This is a genomic window from Bacillus sp. FJAT-18017, assembly GCF_001278805.1.
Taxonomy (GTDB): Bacteria; Bacillota; Bacilli; order Bacillales; family Cytobacillaceae; genus Bacillus_D.
The window spans coordinates 2,558,883-2,579,497 of sequence record NZ_CP012602.1 but is presented as its reverse complement, the minus strand read 5'-3'; the positions used below and the strand labels follow the sequence as shown (position 1 = coordinate 2,579,497).

Here is a 20,615-nt window from a genome sequence, read left to right as displayed (position 1 = left end):
GAGGTGAACCATGTTAAAAAAACTAACATATTATATTGACCAGGGAAATGGAACGTACAAACCTTTCTACGAATACAAGGCTCCGGATGTCGGGATAGACGAGTTTTATGCCCGCCAGCTTTGTACATATTTCATCATGAGAGGGACGCAATACGAACTTCTCGCGAATGAAATGGAAGGAGACGAGGACGTTCTTGTTTTAAAAGAAGTCGGCAGGAACTATCCCGCCCTGGATGAAGAGAACTTTCACGGAAAAGGCTTGTATATCGAGTTCCGAAGCCATGATGAACGTGAAAATTACAAAAAGCTTGTTTTACTTGCAGTCAATACACATTTTGAGATTATCAGGTATTTACTGAAAGATATTGTCGATGTTCCAGGCCAAGGGTTGATGGAAACAACCTCAACCGAAATAGATGAAGACCGTTCAGTATACGTCATTTATGTGAAACCATTGGAGGAGGATGTGGCATGACATCCTCTTTTTCTAATGAAAAAAGAAACTCCTTCTACAGCGGGGTAGAAAGCTTTTGGCCAGACCTTTACGGGGAGGAATATGCACTCTACGATATTGCGCTTGAGGATAAGGCAGAATTCGAGGAGATAAGGGAAGCGAGCAGCAAAATTGGCGAAATTCTTTTTAAGACGAATGAATTGCTGCGTAACCTCGATGATGAAAGCCTTGCGGAAATGGGATACCCAAAGGAAACAATCCCATTCCTCCGGATAAAATCAAATCACCGCGAAACAACCATCGCCCGCCTGGATCTCGCGAGGACTGCTTCGGGGTATAAATGCCTTGAAATTAATGCAGACACGCCGACTTTTATAAAGGAATGCTTCTTCGTCAATGGAAGGGTATGTACTGAATTTGGAGTGGAGGACCCGAATTCCGGGTTGGAGGCAAAGCTCGCGAATGCTGTCAGAAAAAGCGTTCAAGCTGCGGCAGCCTCTGTTTCCGCTATTAACCCATTTGTCATTTTTACAGCCCACGGAGACAATATTGAGGACCGGGAAACGAGCATTTATTTAAAGGAAATTTCGGGACTTCCTTCTAAATTTGTCCCGCTGGATCAATTGTCAATTCAGCAGGGAGTAGGCTTGTTTGATGATCAAGGCGTAAAAATAGATGTACTTTACCGACAGACGTATCCTATTGAAAATTTGGTTAAAGAGCAAGATGATCAAGGCAATCCGATTGGTGTTTGGCTTCTCGAACTTGTCCTTGAAGGCAAACTGGCAATTATTAACCCAATGTCGGCTTTTCTTTTACAAAATAAAGCGGTGCTGGCAATCGTCTGGAACCTTCATGAAGGAGGAAGCCCGTTCTATACAGAACTCGAACATGCCTGGATAAACAAGTATTTTCTCCCGTCATACCTCGAACCCGATACATTTCTTCAGCAGGGAAAAAAATTCGTCAAGAAGCCCGTGTTCGGCAGGGAAGGAGATACGGTAGAAATCTTTTCAAGCGAAGGCAGCCTGGAACTTGCCGATGAGCAAACCTCCTATACCGAATACGTTTCTCTTTACCAGGAGTTTGCGGAACTGCCGGTTAAGCACATTCAAACAGAAAAAGGCGAGCAGAAAGGCCATATCCTGACTGGATGTTTCCTGTTGGGGGGGAAGCCTGCCGCGGTCGGTTTCAGAGCTGGCGGGCTGATCACTAATAACTTATCTTATTACTTGCCAGTTGGGCTAAAGTAATACGGTTATTATTTGGAGTCACCCAGCTGAAATGACGCGATGTTTGTGTAACAGGAAAAATCGGGGGTGCCTGGCACTGTTCGCTATTTATTTAGCCGATGAATGACAATTGGCATACGTTTTTCGGTTCAAATGTCATTCATACAGACTATGAATGACATTTGGAATTGCTTTTTCGATTGAAGTGTCATTCATACAGACGATGAATAACATTTGGCATTCCTTTTTCTATTGAAGTGTCACTCATACAGACTGAATGACACTTCGTATTCGTTTTTCAATCAAAATGTCATTCATAATGAAAAAAGGTGCAAACCGATTGGTCTGCACCTTTTCTCTGTCCCGTATAAACAGGACCATTCCCTTTGCCCTAAAAAGTTTAGGACGTAGACTTACTAAAAGCAGCTAGGGTAACGATTTGCACGGGGTCGTATCGATATTAAATATATCGATTATAGACGAGCGTGCCTTTCGACAGCTCTGCAAATGTCCCTTCACCACTTGCAAGCCCAAACACTAACCTTTGAGTCGCTGTTTCTCGTGCGTATTGCATTTTGAACCAGTCCCTCCTGTTTTGTTTTGGTCTTGCCTTATCTATATACCTCGCATTGTCCATCCCTAAACAAATAGACTAGGTTTTTATACTGGTAAAATGCACCTCCGCAACCAACCGTATCCACATAAGATTATATCAGTTATTAGTACCTGGTGATAAATATCACTTATTTATTCTCCATATAGGTATACAATAAACGTATCAAGCTAAAGAAAAGAGGAACCCAAAGTGAAGCTTCCACAATTAAAGATTGGCCATATGGAATCCGAGTATCCGATTATCCAGGGAGGCATGGGTGTAGGAATCTCCCTGAGCGGCCTTGCTTCCGCCGTTGCACGAGCGGGCGGAATAGGCATTATATCCGGGACAGGCATTACAACTGATGAATTACGCTATCATATCCGCAAGGCACGTGAACTTTCAGAGGGTAAAGGATATATCGGGGTTAACGTTTTATTCGCCGTGAAAGATTTTGCTGAAAAAATGAAGACAGCTATAGAAGAAAAAGTTGATTTCATCATTTCTGGAGCTGGGATTTCCAGGGATATGTATGCCTGGGGCAGAGAAGCAGGAGTACCTGTTCTATCGATTGTCTCAACACCGAAACTGGCAAAGCTCTCCGAACGACTAGGGGCATCAGCGGTAGTTGTTGAGGGCTTTGAAGCAGGCGGGCACCTTGGTACCGACCGGCCGATGTTTGATATCTTGCCGGAAGTAATCGAGGCTGTTAAAATCCCGGTTATCGCTGCGGGAGGAATATTAACCGGAGCTGATATTGCCAAAGCAATTCAAATGGGGGCCTCAGGCGTACAAATGGGGACCAGGTTCGTTGCAAGCGAAGAATGCGACGCTCCGCTATCTTTTAAACAAAAGTATGTTGAAGCTAAAGAGGAAGATTTAATGCTTGTTAAGACGACTGTGGGCTTACATGGCAGAGCAATCCGGAATACATTTGCTGATATTATCAAGGATAACGGCAAATACAAAGTGGCGAAATGCAATGACTGCCTAAAAAGCTGTACTTATCGATTCTGCACGATGGATTCACTACTTAGATCGTTGAATGGTGATGTCGACATGGGCCTAGTTTTCGCTGGAGCAAGGGTTGGCGAAATCGACAAAATCCTGCCGGTCAAAACAATCATTGAAACGATTGCTGCAGAATATGATTTTGTAACCCAACAGGCGGTTTAACTCTTCATGGACTCGGTCAATTATTTCTAGTCAGGCAGCACTTCAAATTGCACTCGAAAAACTTCACAAAATTTCAGGAATCAAACTTCTTTTACCGGGCTTAAAAGGCTCGGTTTTTTTTTACAAAAATGTGCCAGTCCTCATTCTGCTACCTTTGAGCATACTATTCGAGACTACAAAAGAAGGGAAGATTGCAAATGTCAATGGAATGGTTTGACCGAGTCAGTGCTGAACTGCAGGACCACTTGGAATCAATTTGCGAAAAATATGATCAGGCCGGCCAGATGGCAGTTGAACGCGGCTCCAGGCATCCAAGAATCGAGTTTTTTGTTGATACCGAGCAGGATTGTGATACCGATGGCCGCGATTATTTCTGTACGTTATTCTTTGACCCCCACAACGAGGAATTCTATATTGAAACGATCGATGCAGATCTTGAGCAGCCAGCCAGGACAATTTTGCCTGACATTGACAATATTATCGATGCCGTCCATGAAAGCTTCCACGAATACATGGATGGAGACGACGAACTGGATGAATATGTTGATATCTTGGACGAAGACACCGTTGATTTTGTTGATGATGACGTAACTGTTATTGCATATTCCGATGATGAAATTTATGAGGAAATCGATGTGGAGTGGGAAACTCCTGAAGTAACTGCTTTCCTTAAAGAAGATGAAGTAGAGGTGACATATCAATTTGGAGTTGTACCAGAAACCGGTGACGGCGTCCTGCGGCGTGTCAACCGACTTTGGACAGAAGATGATGAACTAGTGAAAGATGAAACCAACTTCATTTTTACAAAAGAAGAGGCAAGCACAATTATCGCCATGATAGCAAGCAATATGGATTCAATGACCGGATATGAACTTGAATAAATAAACTTAATTAAATAAAATAGACGGAATCATTTCCGTTATCTGCTTTTAAAGCGGAAATGCTCCGTCTATCGTAAATTTACTTCCCCAAGGGTTAGTGTCATTCTATAATCCCCACTGTTTCTTGACTTGCTCAAGTGCGAGCTGCATAATTTCTTCTTCACTTGCATGAGGATTTGCAATTACATTCGTCAAGTAGTTGCGGCCAAGGTACTCAACTTTTACATTTACCTGTACCATATTTACCATCCTTCCATTATTATATTGGTATAACAATACTTTAGTTTCCCGCATTTTCGCTGACTAAACCTGCCGATATAAAAATCGTATTCACAGCAGGAACAATGCATGCTTTTTTTAAAAAATAAAAGCCGCTGAAGTCAAGGCAAAGGAGACCAAGCAAAAGTTACCAGTCCTTAATTATACCACAAATTGGGCATGAAGAAACACTATTAAAAACCGGTTATATCTTTAGTCGTCAGTTTTACTGTAAAGGTTACAGCAGGAAATAAAAAAACTCCCAGATTCGGGAGTTATAGTTATGCTTCAACCAGCAGATATTCCTCAACGAAACGCTGAATATCATCTTTATTGGCTTTTTGCCTTTTCACGATTGCTTCGGCCGCCTCCAAGAGATGGAGCATCCCGGCCTCTTTCCGCATTTCATGCAAAGACGTTTCTCCATTTAATAAATCAAGTGCTTTCGACCGTACGTCAGGATCCTCTGATGAGTGGTAAAGAATAAATGAAATATGCGTAACCTTATCCATTCCTTTATCCCCCTAACATTGTCTTTTTCTCTCTACCCTTACCTTTCGTCAAAATACCGTAAAATCCTGCTCTTTTTTACAAAATTCCTGAATAAAATTATTATTTAAACTCGAGTACGATTTGATATCGGGGATGCCTGAAATGTCCTTGAAAGTGGATTTCGGGTACAATTTGATGCGGAGAAGTTAATAACCGTTCATTAATGGAAGAATAATTTTCCAGGGATTAAATCCTTCTGCAGTTGGGTACAAAATATCGAATGTATCTCAAGTCATCTGTTGGAGGATTATATGGAAAGTGTATATATTGGCAGTCTTATCTCGGCATTGGCGACGGGTGTCGGAGCTTTGCCGATTCTATTTGTAAAAGGAATCTCAAACAAATTCAGGTACAATTTGCTGGCACTTGCTTCAGGCATTATGCTGGCCGCTTCAGCCTTCAGTTTGATCCCGGAAGCACTGAAAGCCTCTAACCTATGGATTTTGGGGTTCGGCCTGCTTGCAGGAACCTTCTTATTGAACTTGCTTGACCAATTTTTCTGTAAGCTGGACTTCGACAACTCTCGTTTGAATATCACCATTTCAAAAAGCACATTCGTGGTGCTCTGTGCAATGACAGTCCATAACATTCCAGAAGGCCTATCTGTTGGTGTAAGTTACGGTTCCGATAATGCTTCACTCGGAGGTTTGATTGCTTTTGCAATAGGGCTTCAAAACGCCCCTGAAGGATTTCTCGTCGCACTTTATTTAATAAAAGAAAAAATATCTAAGTGGTGGGCATTATTAATCGCTACAGGCACAGGTCTCGTCGAATTTCTATCCTCGCTGATTGGATACGGCCTCGCTTCAAAGATTGATGGTATTGTCCCGTTTGGCCTCAGTATAGCGGCAGGCGCAATGCTGTTCATTATTTACAAAGAGCTTATCCCTGAAAGCCAGGAAGGGGAGAGTGTGCGTTTTCCAACATACTCATTTATTATCGGTCTAATTCTTATGCTATTTATGGTTGAAAACCTCGGATAAACACAGCTGCAAAATTCGGCTGTGTTTTGTTTTTTATTCCAACTAATTAGTAAAAATCCGATTGATTCGGGTAAAAGTTATCCGCGAAAAGAGGGAGTTAACTTCTAGCAGCTCAAATCGTTTAGTGGTGGCATGTTTAACGCGGAGAACACACCTCAGTTGTTTCAATTGTAGAAATAAACTATCAAATTTACTTCGATACCCCCAAGCTGTTATTGTAGAAAAAGAATGTTTTCGGTTAGGGGGAGTTCTTAATGCAGCTACTTGCTATCGCAATCGGATCCATAATCATTGCAGCTGCGTTTAATTTGTTTTTGATCCCTCATGAAGTGCTATCAAGCGGCTTGAGTGGAATTTCGATGATTTTTGGGATGCTTACCCCGATCGACACAGGGCTTGCCAATTTTCTGCTGAATTTTCCCCTGCTTGTTCTTGGCTATAAGAAATTGGGCAGAAAGTTCATTACTAACACAATGGTTTCGGTTGTAATCATTTCTTTAGGACTATCTGTTATACCTGTATATGAATTTGCCCACAATACCATTTTGTCCTCGATATTTGGCGGTGCTTTGGCTGGACTCGGAATTGGACTGATCTTGCGAGAATCTGCCTCTTCCGGCGGCCTCGATATCATTGCCATGCTTGTTTCCCGAAAAAAGGACTTCCCAATTGGGACACTTTTATCAGCAATGAATGGTGTTATCATCGCTTTTAGCGGTTTTTTATTCAACTGGGACACAGCTCTAAATACGCTTGTTTCGATTTTCGTAACTGGGAAAGTCATTGATGGTGTCTACACTCACCATGTGAAGCTTACCTTAATGATCATAACCACAAAGGGAGACGAAATGAGGGAGCAGCTCGTGGAGAATGTATACAGAGGCCTCACTGTCCTCGATGCTATGGGAGGGTATTCAAGTCAGCAGCGGAATATCCTGATGACGGTCATTACCCGATATGAATTAGCCGAAGTAAAATCACTGATAAAACAAGTTGACCCGCATGCCTTCGTGAATATTACAAAAACAGTCGAAGTTGTTGGGCTATTCCATAGACCCACCACGTGAACCAAAGCCGGTACCCCCATAAAGGTACCGGCTTTATTTTTATAAAAAAAGGGTTTTAATCATCCGTGGAGAATAAACTGAAATACATAATGTGAAATTTGTTAGCTGATAGTGGAAACTGTTTGCCGGCTCGTACTGGCCGTGGGTAAGCACACTTGTTTGAGGCTGTTCCCACTTCATAAACCGAATGAAGGACGGTACGCACTCTTTTTTCAGGCTGTTCCCACCTTCATAAGCCAAAAGAAGGACGGCAAGCCTCTTTTACCGGCTGTTCCCACCTTCAAAACTCAATTAAAGATATAAAGGAGAAATAACTATGCTAGTGAAATTTTCAAAGGATCAGAAGGACCAGCTTATTTATGAAATTCAGCGCTTCTTTACAAAAGAGCGAGAAGAGGAGATAGGCAACTTAGAGGCCGAGCAGCTTCTGGAGTTTTTCAAGGAGAAATTGGGACCTCACTACTTCAATGAGGGAGTAAACCAATCGCGAAAAACCGCAATGGAAAGAATGCTGCAGCTGGAAGAGGATTTATATTCGCTAGAGAGACCTGTTAAGTAGGTGGGACAAGAATGAAACCTATTGTACTTGGAATTGCCTCAGCATTCTTTTTTGCGTTTACCTTCATTTTGAACCGTTCAATGGACTTGTCGGGAGGCCACTGGATTTGGAGTGCCTCGCTTCGTTATTTCTTTATGGTCCCGTTTTTAGTGGTGCTCGTAGCGGCCAGGAAAAATCTCCGGCCTCTTTTAAATGAAATGCGCAGACATCCGTTTTCCTGGCTCGTATGGAGCACGGTAGGTTTTGGGCTTTTTTATGCTCCGATTTGCCTTGCTGCCGCTTATTCGCCTGGATGGCTGATTGCGGGGACATGGTCGGTAACAATCATTTCTGGCTCTTTGCTGGCGCCGCTTTTTTTTGAAACAATAGAAGGGAAGACTATGAGAGGAAAGATTCCCTTTAAAGGACTGTCCATGTCTGTCATTATTCTAATCGGAATTGCCCTAATGCAGTTTGAGCACGCCGAGGGGCTCTCACGCACTGATATGTTGATGGGGATCATTCCCGTTATCATTGCCTCATTTGCCTATCCGCTTGGGAACAGGAAGATGATGGAGAAGACCGGAGGCAGGATTGATACCTACCAGCGCGTACTCGGTATGACACTGGCAAGTCTGCCGTTTTGGTTTATTCTTTCAATCTTTGGAATGCTTACACAAGAGCTTCCTTCAAGAGGGCAGATTGCTCAATCGGCTGCAGTTGCGATAACTTCTGGTGTAATTGCGACCATCCTTTTCTTTATGGCTACAGACCTGGTCAGGGGAAATATGAAGAAACTGGCCGCGGTAGAAGCCACACAGTCAGTTGAAATTCTGTTCGCATTGGCGGGGGAAATCATGTTCCTTGCAGCGCCGTTCCCGTCAACACTGTCCACTGCAGGAATTTTCCTTGTAATTATTGGAATGACCCTGCATAGCCTGGCTTCAGCAAAAGTCTTACCCAAAAGAAAAATTGCTTCAACTCATCGTCATGGCAAAAACGTTTCAAATAATTCTTAAATATTCATTAAATTTCCACCATAATACTGTTGATAATAGTGCTCATATGATAGGATAGGGACAATTCTAGTTAAAGTGAGGACGGTTTCATGCTTAAAACCCACATCGGCCGCTTTCGTGTCATAGCATTCCTGGAAGGACTTTCATACTTGTTTCTCTTATTTATTGCCATGCCCCTAAAATATATCGCGGATCTCCCACTTTACGTCCGTATTTCAGGTTCGGTTCACGGGGCATTATTCGTTCTGTTCATCTTCCTCCTATTCCTAGCCTGGATGGACCGCAAATGGAGCATCAAATTTGCTGCCGCTGCGTTCATTTCTTCATTCATTCCATTCGGTATGTTTTGGCTTGAAGGAAAACTTAAAAGGGAAGACCCAGGTAAAACAACAGAACTTCAATCAAATTTCAAGCTCCTGTAAAGGGGCTTTTCTTATTTTTAAAAATGAAGCCACTTGCTGTGCTATCAGCAAGTGATTCTTTATACTAAAAGAAAAAGAATAAGGAAGTGGGCGCCATGAATTGGACCAAAAAAAACATCCCTGACCAATCAGGAAAAACCGTGATTATTACAGGCGGGAACAGCGGAATCGGTTTTGAAGCAGCCAAAGGACTTGCGGAAAAAGGTGCTGAAGTCATCCTAGCAGTCCGAAACCTTGAAAAAGGCGAAGCAGCTATCAAAAAAATCAAGTCTGTACATCCTGCCGCAACAATCCGGCAAATGAAATTAGATTTAAGCGACCTTGCTTCCGTCAGACAGTTCGCTGAGGAATTTAAAGCCGCCTATCCAAAGCTCGACATCCTGATTAATAATGCCGGGATTATGATGCCACCGCTATCCAAAACGAAGGACGGATTTGAAGCACAGTTTGGAAGCAATCATTTAGGCCACTTTGCACTGACTGGACTGCTTTTGGACAAGCTGAAAACCACGTCTGGTTCGAGGGTCGTCACTATCAGCAGCCTCGCTGCCCACAAAGCTTCAATCGACTTTGACAACCTTGACGGTTCGAAAGGTTACAAGCCCTACAAGTTTTATGGCCAGAGCAAGCTTTCGAATATGCTGTTTGGAAGGGAACTGAACAACCGCTTTTTGGAAAATGGGGTCGATGCGAAAAGCTTTGTCTGCCATCCTGGTATATCAAACACGAATCTTTCTTCACGCAACTCCGGAAAGCCGGCGAATAAGCTAGTAGTATTTATCTCCAACTACCTCCTGCAAACAGCCGAGATGGGAGCACTCCCAACACTTTATGCCGCGACTGAACCATCTTTGGACGGCGGCGAGTACATTGGGCCGGATGGGAAGAAGGGCCGTAAAGGCTATCCGAAAAAGGAAGATATCATTGATTCTCTTTTTCAAAAAGAGACTACCCGAAAATTATGGGATTTGTCTGAAGGAGTGACCGGTGTTACCTACAATTTCAAATAACTTCGGACTCTTGTCGACACGGTTTGACTTTTAGCGGCAAAATTGAAATACTTGAACCTGAATTCATCTTTTTTAGAAAGCCGGTGCAAGTGCCATGAAAGTAAAAGAATTTATGATTCAGAATGTGATTTCCGTAACTCCCGAGATGACTCTGGCGGAGGTCATGACATTATTTGTTGAAAAGAAGATCGGTGGTGTCCCGGTATGCGGCGAAGACAAAAAGCTGTTGGGCATGGTAACCGATGGCGATATTTTAAGGGCTATCCAGCCAATTGACCGCCAAATATACAATTTTATCATGTATTTGGATTTTGTTGATGAAGTGAATGTTAAAAAAAGGATTGAAGATACAGCAAGCGCCAATATCATATCAATTTCGAAAACGAAACATCTGTTAACAGTTTCACCTGATGATGAAATGGATATTGCAGTCAAGCTGCTGGCCAAGCACCATTTCAAGAAGCTTCCCGTTGTCGACAGTGAAAACAAAGTTGTCGGTGTTATAAGCCGCGGAGACGTTATCCGCAAAATCCAGGCAACTATTCTTAAGGCACAATGACAGCAAAGAAAGATATCATTTCCGAAAAAGACAGGCTGATCGGTGACTTTCCGTACCTTCCAAAACAGGAAAGAGCCCGTGCCAAACGGGATGCGTTACTGGCGAGCGGCCGTAAGCTTTTTTACGAAAACGGCTATGAGCAGACTTCGATCAAGGAAATTGCTTCAGTAGCCGGTGTTGCTACAGGGACCTTCTATCGCTATTTTCACGACAAGCGCCAGCTTCTGCTTTCGCTGCTCGAAGATAGAATTGACAAATTTCTTCCGCCTGAGCCAGACTGGAGCAAAGTGGATCCTGTGGACTATTTGGCAAAAAACTTATCTACCCATTTTGAGCAAATGGAAAAGGTCGGCGTTTACCACGTGCTGCCTGAATTGCTCCTCCATGATGAGGAACTTGCCGAATTAGTAAAAAAAGCCCGTAAACAACTTTACTTTCGGATACTTGACGGGATTTTACTTGCCAGACAGAACGGGGGTTCATGGAGTGACCTGGATCCCGAAATAGTTGCTTCATCAATTTTATTGTTGGTTGAACATGCCGATACAGTGAATGGCGGCAATAGGGATTACAGGGCTTTTGCACAGGTGATTTACCGGCTTGTTGCACCACCTTCAAGCGGGTGCAGCAAACTATAGTATGAATGACATTCGATTGACGTATTAATCTTAATTTTGAAAGACATCCATTCTATGTTGTCATTCACTACAAATCTGACATTTGAAAAGGAAATAGACTTACATGAATTTCACTACAGTTCTTGCAATTCTGGCCGCCATACTTGTATACGGCCTGATTTGCTTCTATATAGGTTATAACGGCTGGGCCTGGTTAAGGAGATTCCCGCGCCTTGCCAAGTTTAAGTATGTTTATTTTGCATTGATTACGTTCCTCTCGATTTCAATGTTAGCTGGCAGATTCATTCCGATTCCGCTTCTGAATATGATTGGCGGATATTGGATGGTTATTATAGGGTACAGCCTTTTGCTATTGCCAATCCTCAACCTTATTCATTTTATAAATAAGAAAAGAGGCCTTAAGTGGATTGGGAGTGGTGTGCTGATTTTTTATGTTGTAATATTCACATACGGAACTTTCAATGCCTGGAACCCAGTTATCCGAAATTATCATGTTGATATAAATAAACAATCTGAAAGCGACCACGTAAAAATATTGATGGCTTCAGATTTTCATCTCGGCTCAATTGTAGGGGTGAACCACCTTGAGCGGTTTATCTCCATTTCTGAAAAAGTAAAACCGGATATCATTATGATTCCAGGTGATTTGATTGATGACTACATCGAACCTTTTATGGAAGAAGATATGGGTAAAAGTTTAAAAAAATTAAACGCTCCTCTCGGTGTGTATGCAGTTCTCGGTAATCATGATTATTATGGCGGGGATAAGGAGGAGATCGTCAAGGAAATGGAGAAGGCCGGGATAAGGGTCCTGGAGGATGAAGTGCTGACAGTTCAGAATCAATTGACGATTGCTGGACGGAAGGATCCAACAGACCCTACAAGAGCTTCACTTACTGAATTCTTTGGCGGGACAGACTTGTCACTTCCAGTTATTCTAATGGACCATCAGCCGATCGCACTTGATGAAGCAGAACAAGCAGGGATTGATTTGCTGCTTTCCGGGCATACTCACCGCGGACAGGTTGCACCCGCACAATTCATAACAGACCGCATTTACGAAAACGACTATGGCTTTTTGAAAAAAGGAAACCTTTCCTCGATTGTTTCTTCCGGGTTTGGTACATGGGGACCACCGCTTAGAATTGGAACCCGTTCGGAGGCAGTTGTTATTGATGTGAATTTTAAATGATACGAGAAAGGAGCTGACCACTGGGGCAGCTCCTTTTTTTAGATTAAACATTTTCTATTTCTCTTTCAGTTTGATATACTTTTACCAACATAATAAATTGAGATTAGGGGTACATACGTTGTCCAAATCAAAACTTCAGTATTGGCTTGTTCAAATTTTACTTATTTTAACTATCATCTTTGTATCGACAAAACTTTCATTCCTATTCCAACCTGTAGGGATCTTTTTTTCAACCATTTTCTTTCCAATCTTGATAACGGGTTTCCTTTATTTCCTTTTAAACCCCGTTGTGAACTTCCTTGAACGGCATAAAGTGAAACGAGTTTTGGCAATCCTGATCATTTACTTGGCGTTTGCCGGCTTGATGGTACTGGCAATAGGCAACCTTGTACCAGCAGTTTCAAAGCAGGTTTCAGACCTTGCCAATGAGGTGCCTCGATATGCGAATATGACGATGGACTTCTTTGACGATGTGGTGAAATCATCGGAGTTCAAGAATTTCAGGGAAGAACAGTCTGATATGATCGAAAAAGTCAAGAACGGCTTAATGGATTATGCTAACACCTTGCCGAATAAACTTACTGGCGGAATTATAGGATTTCTCGGCGTCATAACAAATGTGGCTGTTATTTTTGTTACTGTCCCATTCTTATTATTCTACATGTTAAAGGATGGCAAGAAATTCCCTGTAGCTGTCTCCAAATTTATTCCTGCAGATTACCGGGATGAAGGCTTAAAGATGCTCAAGGAAACGGGCGAAACTTTATCAGCCTATATACAAGGCCAGGTAATGGTCGCCTTGGCTGTCGGCACCCTGACATTCATCGGTTATCTGATTATCGACTTGCCATTTGCACTAGTAATGGCACTGATTGTTGCGTTTACAAACATCATTCCATATGTGGGCCCAATAATAGGAGGGGCGCCAGCAGTCCTGGTTGCATTGTTCCAATCTCCTATGCTAGCCTTGCTCACAGTAGTTGTCATTCTAGTTGCCCAACAGATCGAAGGGAACTTACTATCGCCAATGATTCTCGGACGGAGTCTTGATACACACCCGGCAACGATCATTATCATTTTACTGGCAGCCGGAAACCTTGCAGGGGTGCTTGGAATGGTACTCGCAGTTCCAACGTACGCTGTTACAAAAACAATTGTTTTAAATTTGGTTAAATTCCTCAAAGCAAGAAAGAGGACCAATATAACCGTGGACGGGGCCTAAGCGCCCCGATCCACATTAAAATTTTTTCTAAAAAACTTTCCAAATTCGTTTGACCTTTTCGCCGTAACCCGTTATAATTATTTTTGTGCCATAACAATGGTGATTAAGTTGAATATCTTTTTCCGGGCATGTTTTTCAAAATAAAGTGCGTATTATGATTGCCTTATCCCGACTCAAGAAGCGGTTCGGCCAAAACGCTGAAAAATAGTTTCACTTTATACTTGTCCCGATAGCTCAGCACGCTCGAATATGCTTCCTTGATGAGGCTTCAGCGTACTGGCCGAATTACATCTTGTTTAACTTCCTGAGGCCAGGACGGGATAACGCAAACAAGATATGTGTCATACAACCTAATAATTTTATATACTTGTCCCGATAGCTCAGCAGGATAGAGCAACAGTTTCCTAAACTGTAGGTCGGAGGTTCGAATCCTCTTCGGGACGCTAACCAATAGCACTGATATCAACTTACCAAACGGTAGGCTGATATCAGTGTTTTTTCGTATATGAATAATGATTGTTAATTAATCATCCAGAAACTTTGCCTATCTTGATTGCATAGGATATACAGTATGATTCAAGAATGGGAGGAGGAGGTTCTTTGTTTTATTATCCCAACAATTGCAGCCATGGATATTATCAATCACATGGCCCATCACCTGTCGACTTTACTTATTATAATTATCCATGGCATGCACCACCACAAAGGCAATTTCCGGATGTGAATATATCTCAACTTAATGTATCACTGCGCAAATTTCAGGAACTTATGAATCAGGCAAATATCCTTATAAATAAGATGGCCACTGATTCAAACTTTACAAAAATGCTTATGACAGCTGCCCAGAAATCTGATAAAAATAGAGTAAATCAGTTAATTCGTTCAACAGGTATAACTATTAAAGCTGAAACTACTTATACACCAACGGGAATCAGGATTGTCTTAGATAATTCTGGTCCCGAAGGCGGTTGTTGCGATTTGCTTATTGCTTTAGGATGGTAATCTTTCCTGTCGTGTGAAATTTTTGCGAAGCTTTCCTTAAGTATCTTGTCGGAGACATGCGGGATATAAAAGTGTCCTCAGCAGGCAAAAGAATTATAATTTCTAAACATCAGCAATTGGAAAACTATCTGTAATCGCAAAAAACGCTGCCAACCATAAGGTTAGCAGCGTTTTTCATTTCAAATCTTCATTCATTTTGTTTAGAAATAGTTTTTATATACTTCAGTGTTCTGGCCACAAACGGCGCAGTGGTATTCAATTTCAAGTGCGTCTTCGAGGGCAAGATGCTCTGTTTCCTGCTGGCAGTTCTCGCAGTACCTAACTTGCTTTTGGGTCTCCATGCTCCCGCCTCCTTTAATGAAATACCTACACTTATTGTTATGACCCATTTACTTAATTCTAAACCTTTAATTTACGCTGAAAGGATTCTGCAAAAGAGACGGGAACTTACGTAAATTTGTTTCTCCACTTGGCAAAAAAAATTAAGAAAATAGCAATTTTTCAAGGAATTGGGTAGATTTCTACGGTATAATGGGTATAGAGACATAAAATAGGAGGTACATGGATGGCAGAATTGGTACAAACAAAATTCGAGCACAAACGCCTCCCAAAGACGCAAATTCTCAAGCGGGCTGTAGCGATCTTTGTGGGGGCAGTCCTTATGGCAGTGGGGCTGGAAATTTTTCTCGTCCCAAATAATGTAATAGATGGTGGGATAGTCGGCATTTCCATCATGCTGTCTCATTTAACAGGCATCGGCCTCGGAATTTTTATATTTATCCTCAATATTCCATTCTTTTATTTAGGGTACAAACAGATAGGAAAAACCTTCGCCATATCCACGCTATTTGGCATCGCGGTCCTTTCCATATTTACATCCCTCTTTCACCCCGTACCAGCATTTACGGATGATATTCTGCTTGCCACAGTATTTGGCGGCATGGTATTGGGAATTGGTGTCGGCCTTGTAATAAGGTACGGCGGAGCATTGGATGGAACTGAAATCCTTGCAATCCTCATTACCAAGAAGACTCCTTTTTCTGTTGGGGAAATCATTATGCTTTTCAATGTTTTTATCCTGGGCGCAGCCGGCTTCGTCTTTAGCTGGGACCGTGCCATGTATTCAATCCTTGCTTATGTTATTGCATTCAAATCAATAGATGTAGTCGTTGAAGGACTGGAAGAATCCCGTTCTGCGTGGATCATAAGTGATAGTTATCAGGAAATTGGAGATGCGATCCTAAGCCGCCTTGGACGTGGAGTAACGTATATAGAAGGGGAAGGGGCTTTCTCCGGCAACAGCAAGAAGGTTATTTTTTGTGTCATTACACGGCTTGAAGAAGCGAAGTTAAAAGATATTGTTGCGGGTTATGACGAGAAAGCGTTCCTTGCACTTGCCGACATTTCGGAAGTCAGAGGCGGGCGCTTTAAGAAAAAGGATATTCATTAATGCAAAGCTCGCCAAATCCGGCGAGCTTTTTTGTTTTTTACGTGGCATGAGGCTGGGGAAAAATGGGTAGAGGGAAGAACAAAACTCACTTAAAAAGGTGTGCTGCAATGAATTTACCCCTGGCAATTGGCTTATTTCTGCTCATTTTGTTCAGTGTTGGCATTATTGGTTTAAAAATGTTCAAAATTCCCGATATCTTATTGTTTATTCTATTAGGAATCGGGCTTTCCCCTTTTTTTGGAGATGAACAGGTCATTAAAATAGCTGGGGAAATCGGCCTTGTCCTTTTATTCTTTTTACTTGGAATGAAGTTTTCGATTGGAAGGCTGGCGGCTAATAGCAAGAAGGTGTGGAAAGCTGGTTTACTCGATGTGTTTCTTGGCATTTTGGTTACCATGGGAATTTCGATAATGTTCGGCCTTAGCTGGGTAGATAGTTTGCTGGTTGGGGGAATCGTTTATGCTACGTCATCTTCAATAACGGCTAAGTTGATTGAAGACAAGAACCGATCCGACCATAATGAATCTGAATTTATTCTTTTGGTTCTTATTTTTGAAGATTTAATTGCACCTATTCTTCTGACGGTCTTGATTGGCCTCCAGGGAGAAGGCTTTACGGCAATGGATTTTGTGATGATTTTTATAAAAATTGTCCTGTTGGCTAGCGTGGCTATTTTCTTTAGCAAAGTATTTTTCAAAAAAATTGAGCATCTTCTCGAATCTATTAAACACGATGATTCGTTTATCGTTCTTGTCGTCGGCATCGCTTTGACATACGGAGGGATCGCAATCACGCTCGGACTTTCTGAGGTAATTGGTGCATTTCTGGCAGGAATGATGATGTCGGATGTTGGAATGAAAGAAAAGATAACAAGACTTGCATTGCCAGTCAGGAATATCTTCCTCCCATTTTTCTTTCTGAACTTCGGAATGCATATCGAATTAACCCCAGATATCCCATTCCTTGGTTTACTCATTGTGCTCATTTTCTGGTCGTTGATTCACAAAATAGCAGTAGGATATTTTGGCGGACGGTGGTATGGCCTGACGAAGCGGGAGGCAATGAAAGCTGGGCTTTCGCTCACACAGAGAGGTGAGTTCTCTGTCATTATGGCCGGTATCGCAACCGGATCGCTAAAGATTTTTGCAGGAATTTATATTCTCCTTATCGCTCTAATCGGAACTCTTCTTTTCCAGGTGGCACCGAAACTGAATACGTTTATTTTTTCAAAATTCAGGGGCGGGAGGGGGGCCTAATTTCTAATCCAGATGACTCTATTTTCGCTTAGGTCTCTCATGATATGATCTATCCCTAATTCAAAAGCCATTCCTTAACGCTTAAGGAATGGCTTACTTTAGTTATATAGTGACTGCACCTGCAGCCATTTTCTTCGCGGCAATACGGGCGCGGTTTTGGGCGTCTTCAATCATTTCCGGCCATTTTTTCGGGAATACATCAAAGCCTTCAGTGATTACAGAATCCATTAAATCAATGCCCAGGAAGCGGAGTGCGATTTTTAAATATCGATCTCCCGATTCAAGCTCTTCCATTGGAGTTCCTGTGTAAATTCCGCCTCTTGTTTGTATGTGGATTGCCGTTTTTCCATTTAATAAACCCTTTGGCCCATTTGGAGTATGCATAAAAGTTTTTCCGGAGATGAACAGGTTATCAATGAAATTTTTTAAAACAGCAGGAGAGCTCAAGTTCCATAAAGGTGTAACAAAGACATAGTAATCATATTGTACAAACTCATTAGCAAGTGCATGCATTTTTTGAATTTTAGCACGCTCGCCGTCTTCGAGTTCTTCCATTTTATAGCCATAGCCAGCTAGCTTCCCGCGCGCGGATACTAATTCAGCATCCATCCAGGCCATATCAAAGTCAAAAAGATCAATTCTCCGGACTTTCGTATCAGGGCTTTCCACAGAAAATGTTTCGAGGAATGCCTCGCCGATCTTTAAACCTTTTGATTTTTCAATGCCCTTGGGATTTGCAGTAATATATAATAATTTCGCCATACTCATCCATCCAATCTAAAATTGTTATCCTCCTTCTCATTATAAAGAAATAAACTATGTTCAGGAGTGAACAAATGGTGAATAATAGTACACTTTAAAACTTGTTTACTACCTAAAATGAGGGGAAAAGGAAAATAGGAGGGATGTTAAAATGGATAAAAAAACACCTGACAAAAAAAGTTTGATTGAAACAGAAAGAGAATTTCAAAAGGGATCAATTAACCCAGAGGCTAAGAACTCGAATGGAAGAATCCCTGATCAGCAGCACCATATGAAAGACCAGGAAAATTTGAGGAAATAATACTTTAGCCCCTCGGGAAAAACCGGGGGGCTAACTTTATCTTTTTAATGCTTTTATCCATTCTGGTTCCCAAAAATTTATATTTAAAGTTTTAACTCAAGGAGAACTATGTTCATAAAACGTATACTTTGCACATACTGGAACATTTACTGAACGGGCGTTGACCAGCTGCTGTTCTTAGGCTAAACAGTCGAAGACGGTTTGTGTTAATATGGTAAGAAAAAGAGCGGAGAATCGTCATAGCCAGCATGTGCCTAAAGGTTGTTAACAATCGGTGTGAAGGAATGAACCCCTTTACAACGGCCAAGTAGAGGTGTAAAGCGAGCTTATAGGACAACTGGCAATTTAAAAGGATGACTGGATTCTGGCAAATACATAGAGGTGACTGTAGATGGCTGAGAAGCTATATTATCAAGATCAATATTTGCAAACCTTCAACACAGAGCTCGTGGAAGAGAAGCAGGACGAGACCGGTCAATGGTATGCGATTTTAAAAGAAACCGCGTTTTATCCAGAAGGTGGCGGACAGCCCTTTGACACAGGAACACTAAATGGGGTAAAAGTTGTAAATGTAGTGGAAATGGATGGGGAAATCCGCCATTATCTTGAAAGACCTCTTTCTTTAAGTGACGCAAACGTTGAAGGGAAAATTGACTGGGAAAGGCGATTTGACCACATGCAGCAACACGCAGCCCAGCATATCTTATCGGCGGCATTTGATAACTTGTTTCGATTTAAAACAGTCAGCTTCCATCTAGGACGGGAAGAGTCGACAATTGATCTGGATACCAATGTCCTCCAAGAAACCCACATCCATGACGCTGAGGAACTTTCGAACAGGATTGTCATGGAAAATCGCCAAATTGAGACTAGATGGGTAACACCTGAGGAAGCTGCTGCACTTCCACTCAGGAAGGCACTTTCAGTAGAAGACAATATCCGGCTCGTAATCATCCCTGATTATGACTACAATGGCTGTGGCGGAACTCATCCTGCTACCACGAATGAGGTAGGCATGATAAAAGTTTTGGGAATCGAGAAGGAGAAGAAAAAAGTCCGCGTCAGTTTTGCTGCCGGAAAAAGGGCATACAGCCATTTTGATAAGAAACAAAAGGTCTTGGAAAGGCTTTCGCCACTTTTGAATGCTCCGCAGGAAAATATGGAATCCGCTGTATTGAAGCTCCTTCAGACAAAGACACAGCTTGAAAAAGAGCTAACTGATACAAAGGATATGCTTATTGGGTTTGAAGCCCGTGAGTTATTATCCAAGCATACGGATACCGAAAAACCTCTAACTGCGTTGTATACCGGCAGGACCATTCAGGAACTGCAAAGATTAGGACGGGCTATTGTATCGGAAAAGGAAGATAGCGTAGCGGTGCTTATTTCCGAAACTGATGGAAAGATTCAGATCGTTTGCGCGAAGGGGGTAATTGCTGCAGGTAATATAAAGGAGCTTTTATCAGGGGTACTTCCGCTAGTAAACGGCAAGGGTGGCGGAAATGAGCTGTTTGCCCAGGGCGGCGGCCAGGCAGTTATTAGTGCAGAAGATCTTCAAGAAAAGGTTCTGGAAATATGGCTTTCCAGGTAGCTTTTAAAAGAAAGGCTCTGTTATAGTTGAATGATGATTTCACTCTGTTTGAAAAAAAAGGGGAGAGTTTCCGGTTAAATCGGGAAATACCCATATTTCCCTTAAAATAAGGGGAGTTTTTCCACTTATCAAACCAGAATCATTGGTTTTTGACTTATTTTAAGAAGTTAAGGGGAATTTATACGCTTATTTCTGTCTCTTAAGGTGCCCGTGGGTACAATAGCCGGAAATTCTCCCCCTAATAAATTCTCATACCTTAACAAAAATCAACAATGAATACTAACAGAGCCAAAAGTAAAAAAAGAAAGGCGCCTATCCGAGGATAGGCGCCTTTCTGCGTATTGAGGCGGGTAACCATGCGCCACATCGCATGTTCCCAAAAGGGAGTGTTCCCGACTTACACAATTCAGCTCATCGCTAAATCATCTTAACATGGATCAGCAGGGAAAACAATA

23 protein-coding genes and 1 tRNA gene are annotated in these 20,615 nt (G+C 42.1%); 20 read left to right on the top strand and 4 right to left on the bottom strand.

From position 1 onward, the window contains the following. Positions 1 to 10: 10 nt before the first annotated feature. From AM500_RS12010 to AM500_RS11995, 4 genes are all read left to right on the top strand, one after another. Entirely contained in the window at positions 11 to 475 is a 465-nt protein-coding gene (locus tag AM500_RS12010; RefSeq protein WP_043932122.1) for a hypothetical protein, read from the top strand. Then, positions 472 to 1,707 carry a glutathionylspermidine synthase family protein gene (locus tag AM500_RS12005; protein WP_053599414.1) on the top strand — a complete coding sequence of 412 codons (1,236 nt, stop codon included), beginning with the start codon at positions 472 to 474 and terminating at the stop codon, positions 1,705 to 1,707. The genes AM500_RS12010 and AM500_RS12005 overlap by 4 nt, the downstream gene beginning before the upstream one ends. Positions 1,708 to 2,521: 814 nt before the next feature. Next, a complete protein-coding gene (locus AM500_RS12000) occupies positions 2,522 to 3,457 on the top strand; it encodes an NAD(P)H-dependent flavin oxidoreductase (RefSeq protein WP_197282701.1) in 936 nt (311 codons plus the stop codon). A 197-nt stretch (positions 3,458 to 3,654) separates the two neighbouring features. Then, positions 3,655 to 4,338, top strand: coding sequence for a hypothetical protein (locus AM500_RS11995; RefSeq protein ID WP_053599412.1), 684 nt, complete (start codon positions 3,655 to 3,657; stop codon positions 4,336 to 4,338). 105 nt (positions 4,339 to 4,443) lie between these two features. Here AM500_RS11995 and AM500_RS11990 read toward each other — a convergent pair whose 3' ends face one another. Together AM500_RS11990 and AM500_RS11985 are read right to left on the bottom strand one after the other, a co-directional pair. Beyond that, positions 4,444 to 4,578: a BA3454 family stress response protein gene (locus AM500_RS11990; protein WP_043932126.1), complete on the bottom strand. Its 135-nt coding sequence runs from the start codon at positions 4,576 to 4,578 to the stop codon at positions 4,444 to 4,446. Positions 4,579 to 4,877: 299 nt separating this feature from the next. Further along, positions 4,878 to 5,108: a hypothetical protein gene (locus tag AM500_RS11985; RefSeq protein ID WP_053599411.1), complete on the bottom strand. Its 231-nt coding sequence runs from the start codon at positions 5,106 to 5,108 to the stop codon at positions 4,878 to 4,880. Between the two features lie 291 nt (positions 5,109 to 5,399). Between AM500_RS11985 and AM500_RS11980 the strand changes: the two genes are divergently transcribed. The 12 genes from AM500_RS11980 to AM500_RS11925 all read left to right on the top strand — a co-directional run bounded on the left by AM500_RS11980 (position 5,400) and on the right by AM500_RS11925 (position 14,800). Next, entirely contained in the window at positions 5,400 to 6,131 is a 732-nt protein-coding gene (locus tag AM500_RS11980; RefSeq protein WP_053599410.1) for a ZIP family metal transporter, read from the top strand. 254 nt (positions 6,132 to 6,385) lie between these two features. Further along, positions 6,386 to 7,198 carry a YitT family protein gene (locus AM500_RS11975; protein WP_053599409.1) on the top strand — a complete coding sequence of 271 codons (813 nt, stop codon included), beginning with the start codon at positions 6,386 to 6,388 and terminating at the stop codon, positions 7,196 to 7,198. 316 nt (positions 7,199 to 7,514) lie between these two features. Continuing rightward, positions 7,515 to 7,757, top strand: coding sequence for a DUF2164 domain-containing protein (locus AM500_RS11970; RefSeq protein WP_053599408.1), 243 nt, complete (start codon positions 7,515 to 7,517; stop codon positions 7,755 to 7,757). 11 nt (positions 7,758 to 7,768) lie between these two features. Beyond that, the gene (locus tag AM500_RS11965) at positions 7,769 to 8,755 is read left to right on the top strand and encodes a DMT family transporter (protein WP_053599407.1); all 987 of its coding nucleotides are present in this window, start codon (positions 7,769 to 7,771) and stop codon (positions 8,753 to 8,755) included. Between the two features lie 89 nt (positions 8,756 to 8,844). Beyond that, the gene (locus tag AM500_RS11960) at positions 8,845 to 9,177 is read left to right on the top strand and encodes a DUF3817 domain-containing protein (RefSeq protein ID WP_053599406.1); all 333 of its coding nucleotides are present in this window, start codon (positions 8,845 to 8,847) and stop codon (positions 9,175 to 9,177) included. 95 nt (positions 9,178 to 9,272) lie between these two features. Then, positions 9,273 to 10,187: an oxidoreductase gene (locus AM500_RS11955; protein WP_053599405.1), complete on the top strand. Its 915-nt coding sequence runs from the start codon at positions 9,273 to 9,275 to the stop codon at positions 10,185 to 10,187. A gap of 94 nt (positions 10,188 to 10,281) precedes the next feature. Beyond that, positions 10,282 to 10,746, top strand: coding sequence for a CBS domain-containing protein (locus AM500_RS11950; RefSeq protein WP_053599404.1), 465 nt, complete (start codon positions 10,282 to 10,284; stop codon positions 10,744 to 10,746). Then, the gene (locus AM500_RS11945) at positions 10,743 to 11,384 is read left to right on the top strand and encodes a TetR/AcrR family transcriptional regulator (protein ID WP_053599403.1); all 642 of its coding nucleotides are present in this window, start codon (positions 10,743 to 10,745) and stop codon (positions 11,382 to 11,384) included. The genes AM500_RS11950 and AM500_RS11945 overlap by 4 nt, the downstream gene beginning before the upstream one ends. 103 nt (positions 11,385 to 11,487) lie before the next feature. Further along, positions 11,488 to 12,576: a metallophosphoesterase gene (locus tag AM500_RS11940; RefSeq protein ID WP_053599402.1), complete on the top strand. Its 1,089-nt coding sequence runs from the start codon at positions 11,488 to 11,490 to the stop codon at positions 12,574 to 12,576. A gap of 118 nt (positions 12,577 to 12,694) precedes the next feature. Beyond that, positions 12,695 to 13,798, top strand: a complete 1,104-nt coding sequence (locus AM500_RS11935) for an AI-2E family transporter (RefSeq protein ID WP_053599401.1) — start codon at positions 12,695 to 12,697, stop codon at positions 13,796 to 13,798. Between the two features lie 369 nt (positions 13,799 to 14,167). Next, positions 14,168 to 14,241, top strand: a tRNA-Arg gene (locus AM500_RS11930). A 157-nt stretch (positions 14,242 to 14,398) separates the two neighbouring features. Beyond that, complete coding sequence (locus AM500_RS11925; protein WP_053599400.1) at positions 14,399 to 14,800, top strand: YuzC family spore coat inner layer protein; 402 nt, start codon at positions 14,399 to 14,401, stop codon at positions 14,798 to 14,800. A gap of 200 nt (positions 14,801 to 15,000) precedes the next feature. On the opposite strand, the gene AM500_RS25830 is transcribed toward AM500_RS11925, so the two are convergent. Beyond that, positions 15,001 to 15,141 (bottom strand): hypothetical protein, encoded by a 141-nt coding sequence (locus tag AM500_RS25830; RefSeq protein ID WP_197028388.1) that lies wholly within the window; start codon positions 15,139 to 15,141, stop codon positions 15,001 to 15,003. 224 nt (positions 15,142 to 15,365) lie between these two features. Between AM500_RS25830 and AM500_RS11920 the strand changes: the two genes are divergently transcribed. Beyond that, positions 15,366 to 16,250, top strand: a complete 885-nt coding sequence (locus AM500_RS11920; protein ID WP_053599399.1) for a YitT family protein — start codon at positions 15,366 to 15,368, stop codon at positions 16,248 to 16,250. Between the two features lie 107 nt (positions 16,251 to 16,357). Beyond that, the gene (locus tag AM500_RS11915; RefSeq protein ID WP_053599398.1) at positions 16,358 to 17,506 is read left to right on the top strand and encodes a cation:proton antiporter; all 1,149 of its coding nucleotides are present in this window, start codon (positions 16,358 to 16,360) and stop codon (positions 17,504 to 17,506) included. A gap of 102 nt (positions 17,507 to 17,608) precedes the next feature. Here AM500_RS11915 and AM500_RS11910 read toward each other — a convergent pair whose 3' ends face one another. Continuing rightward, positions 17,609 to 18,268 carry an FMN-dependent NADH-azoreductase gene (locus AM500_RS11910; protein WP_053599397.1) on the bottom strand — a complete coding sequence of 220 codons (660 nt, stop codon included), beginning with the start codon at positions 18,266 to 18,268 and terminating at the stop codon, positions 17,609 to 17,611. A gap of 151 nt (positions 18,269 to 18,419) precedes the next feature. Here AM500_RS11910 and AM500_RS25470 point away from each other — a divergent pair, with 151 nt between their 5' ends. Further along, a complete protein-coding gene (locus AM500_RS25470; protein ID WP_155922230.1) occupies positions 18,420 to 18,569 on the top strand; it encodes a hypothetical protein in 150 nt (49 codons plus the stop codon). Between the two features lie 391 nt (positions 18,570 to 18,960). Further along, complete coding sequence (locus AM500_RS11905) at positions 18,961 to 20,160, top strand: serine-tRNA(Ala) deacylase AlaX (RefSeq protein ID WP_053599396.1); 1,200 nt, start codon at positions 18,961 to 18,963, stop codon at positions 20,158 to 20,160. Positions 20,161 to 20,615: the final 455 nt, after the last annotated feature.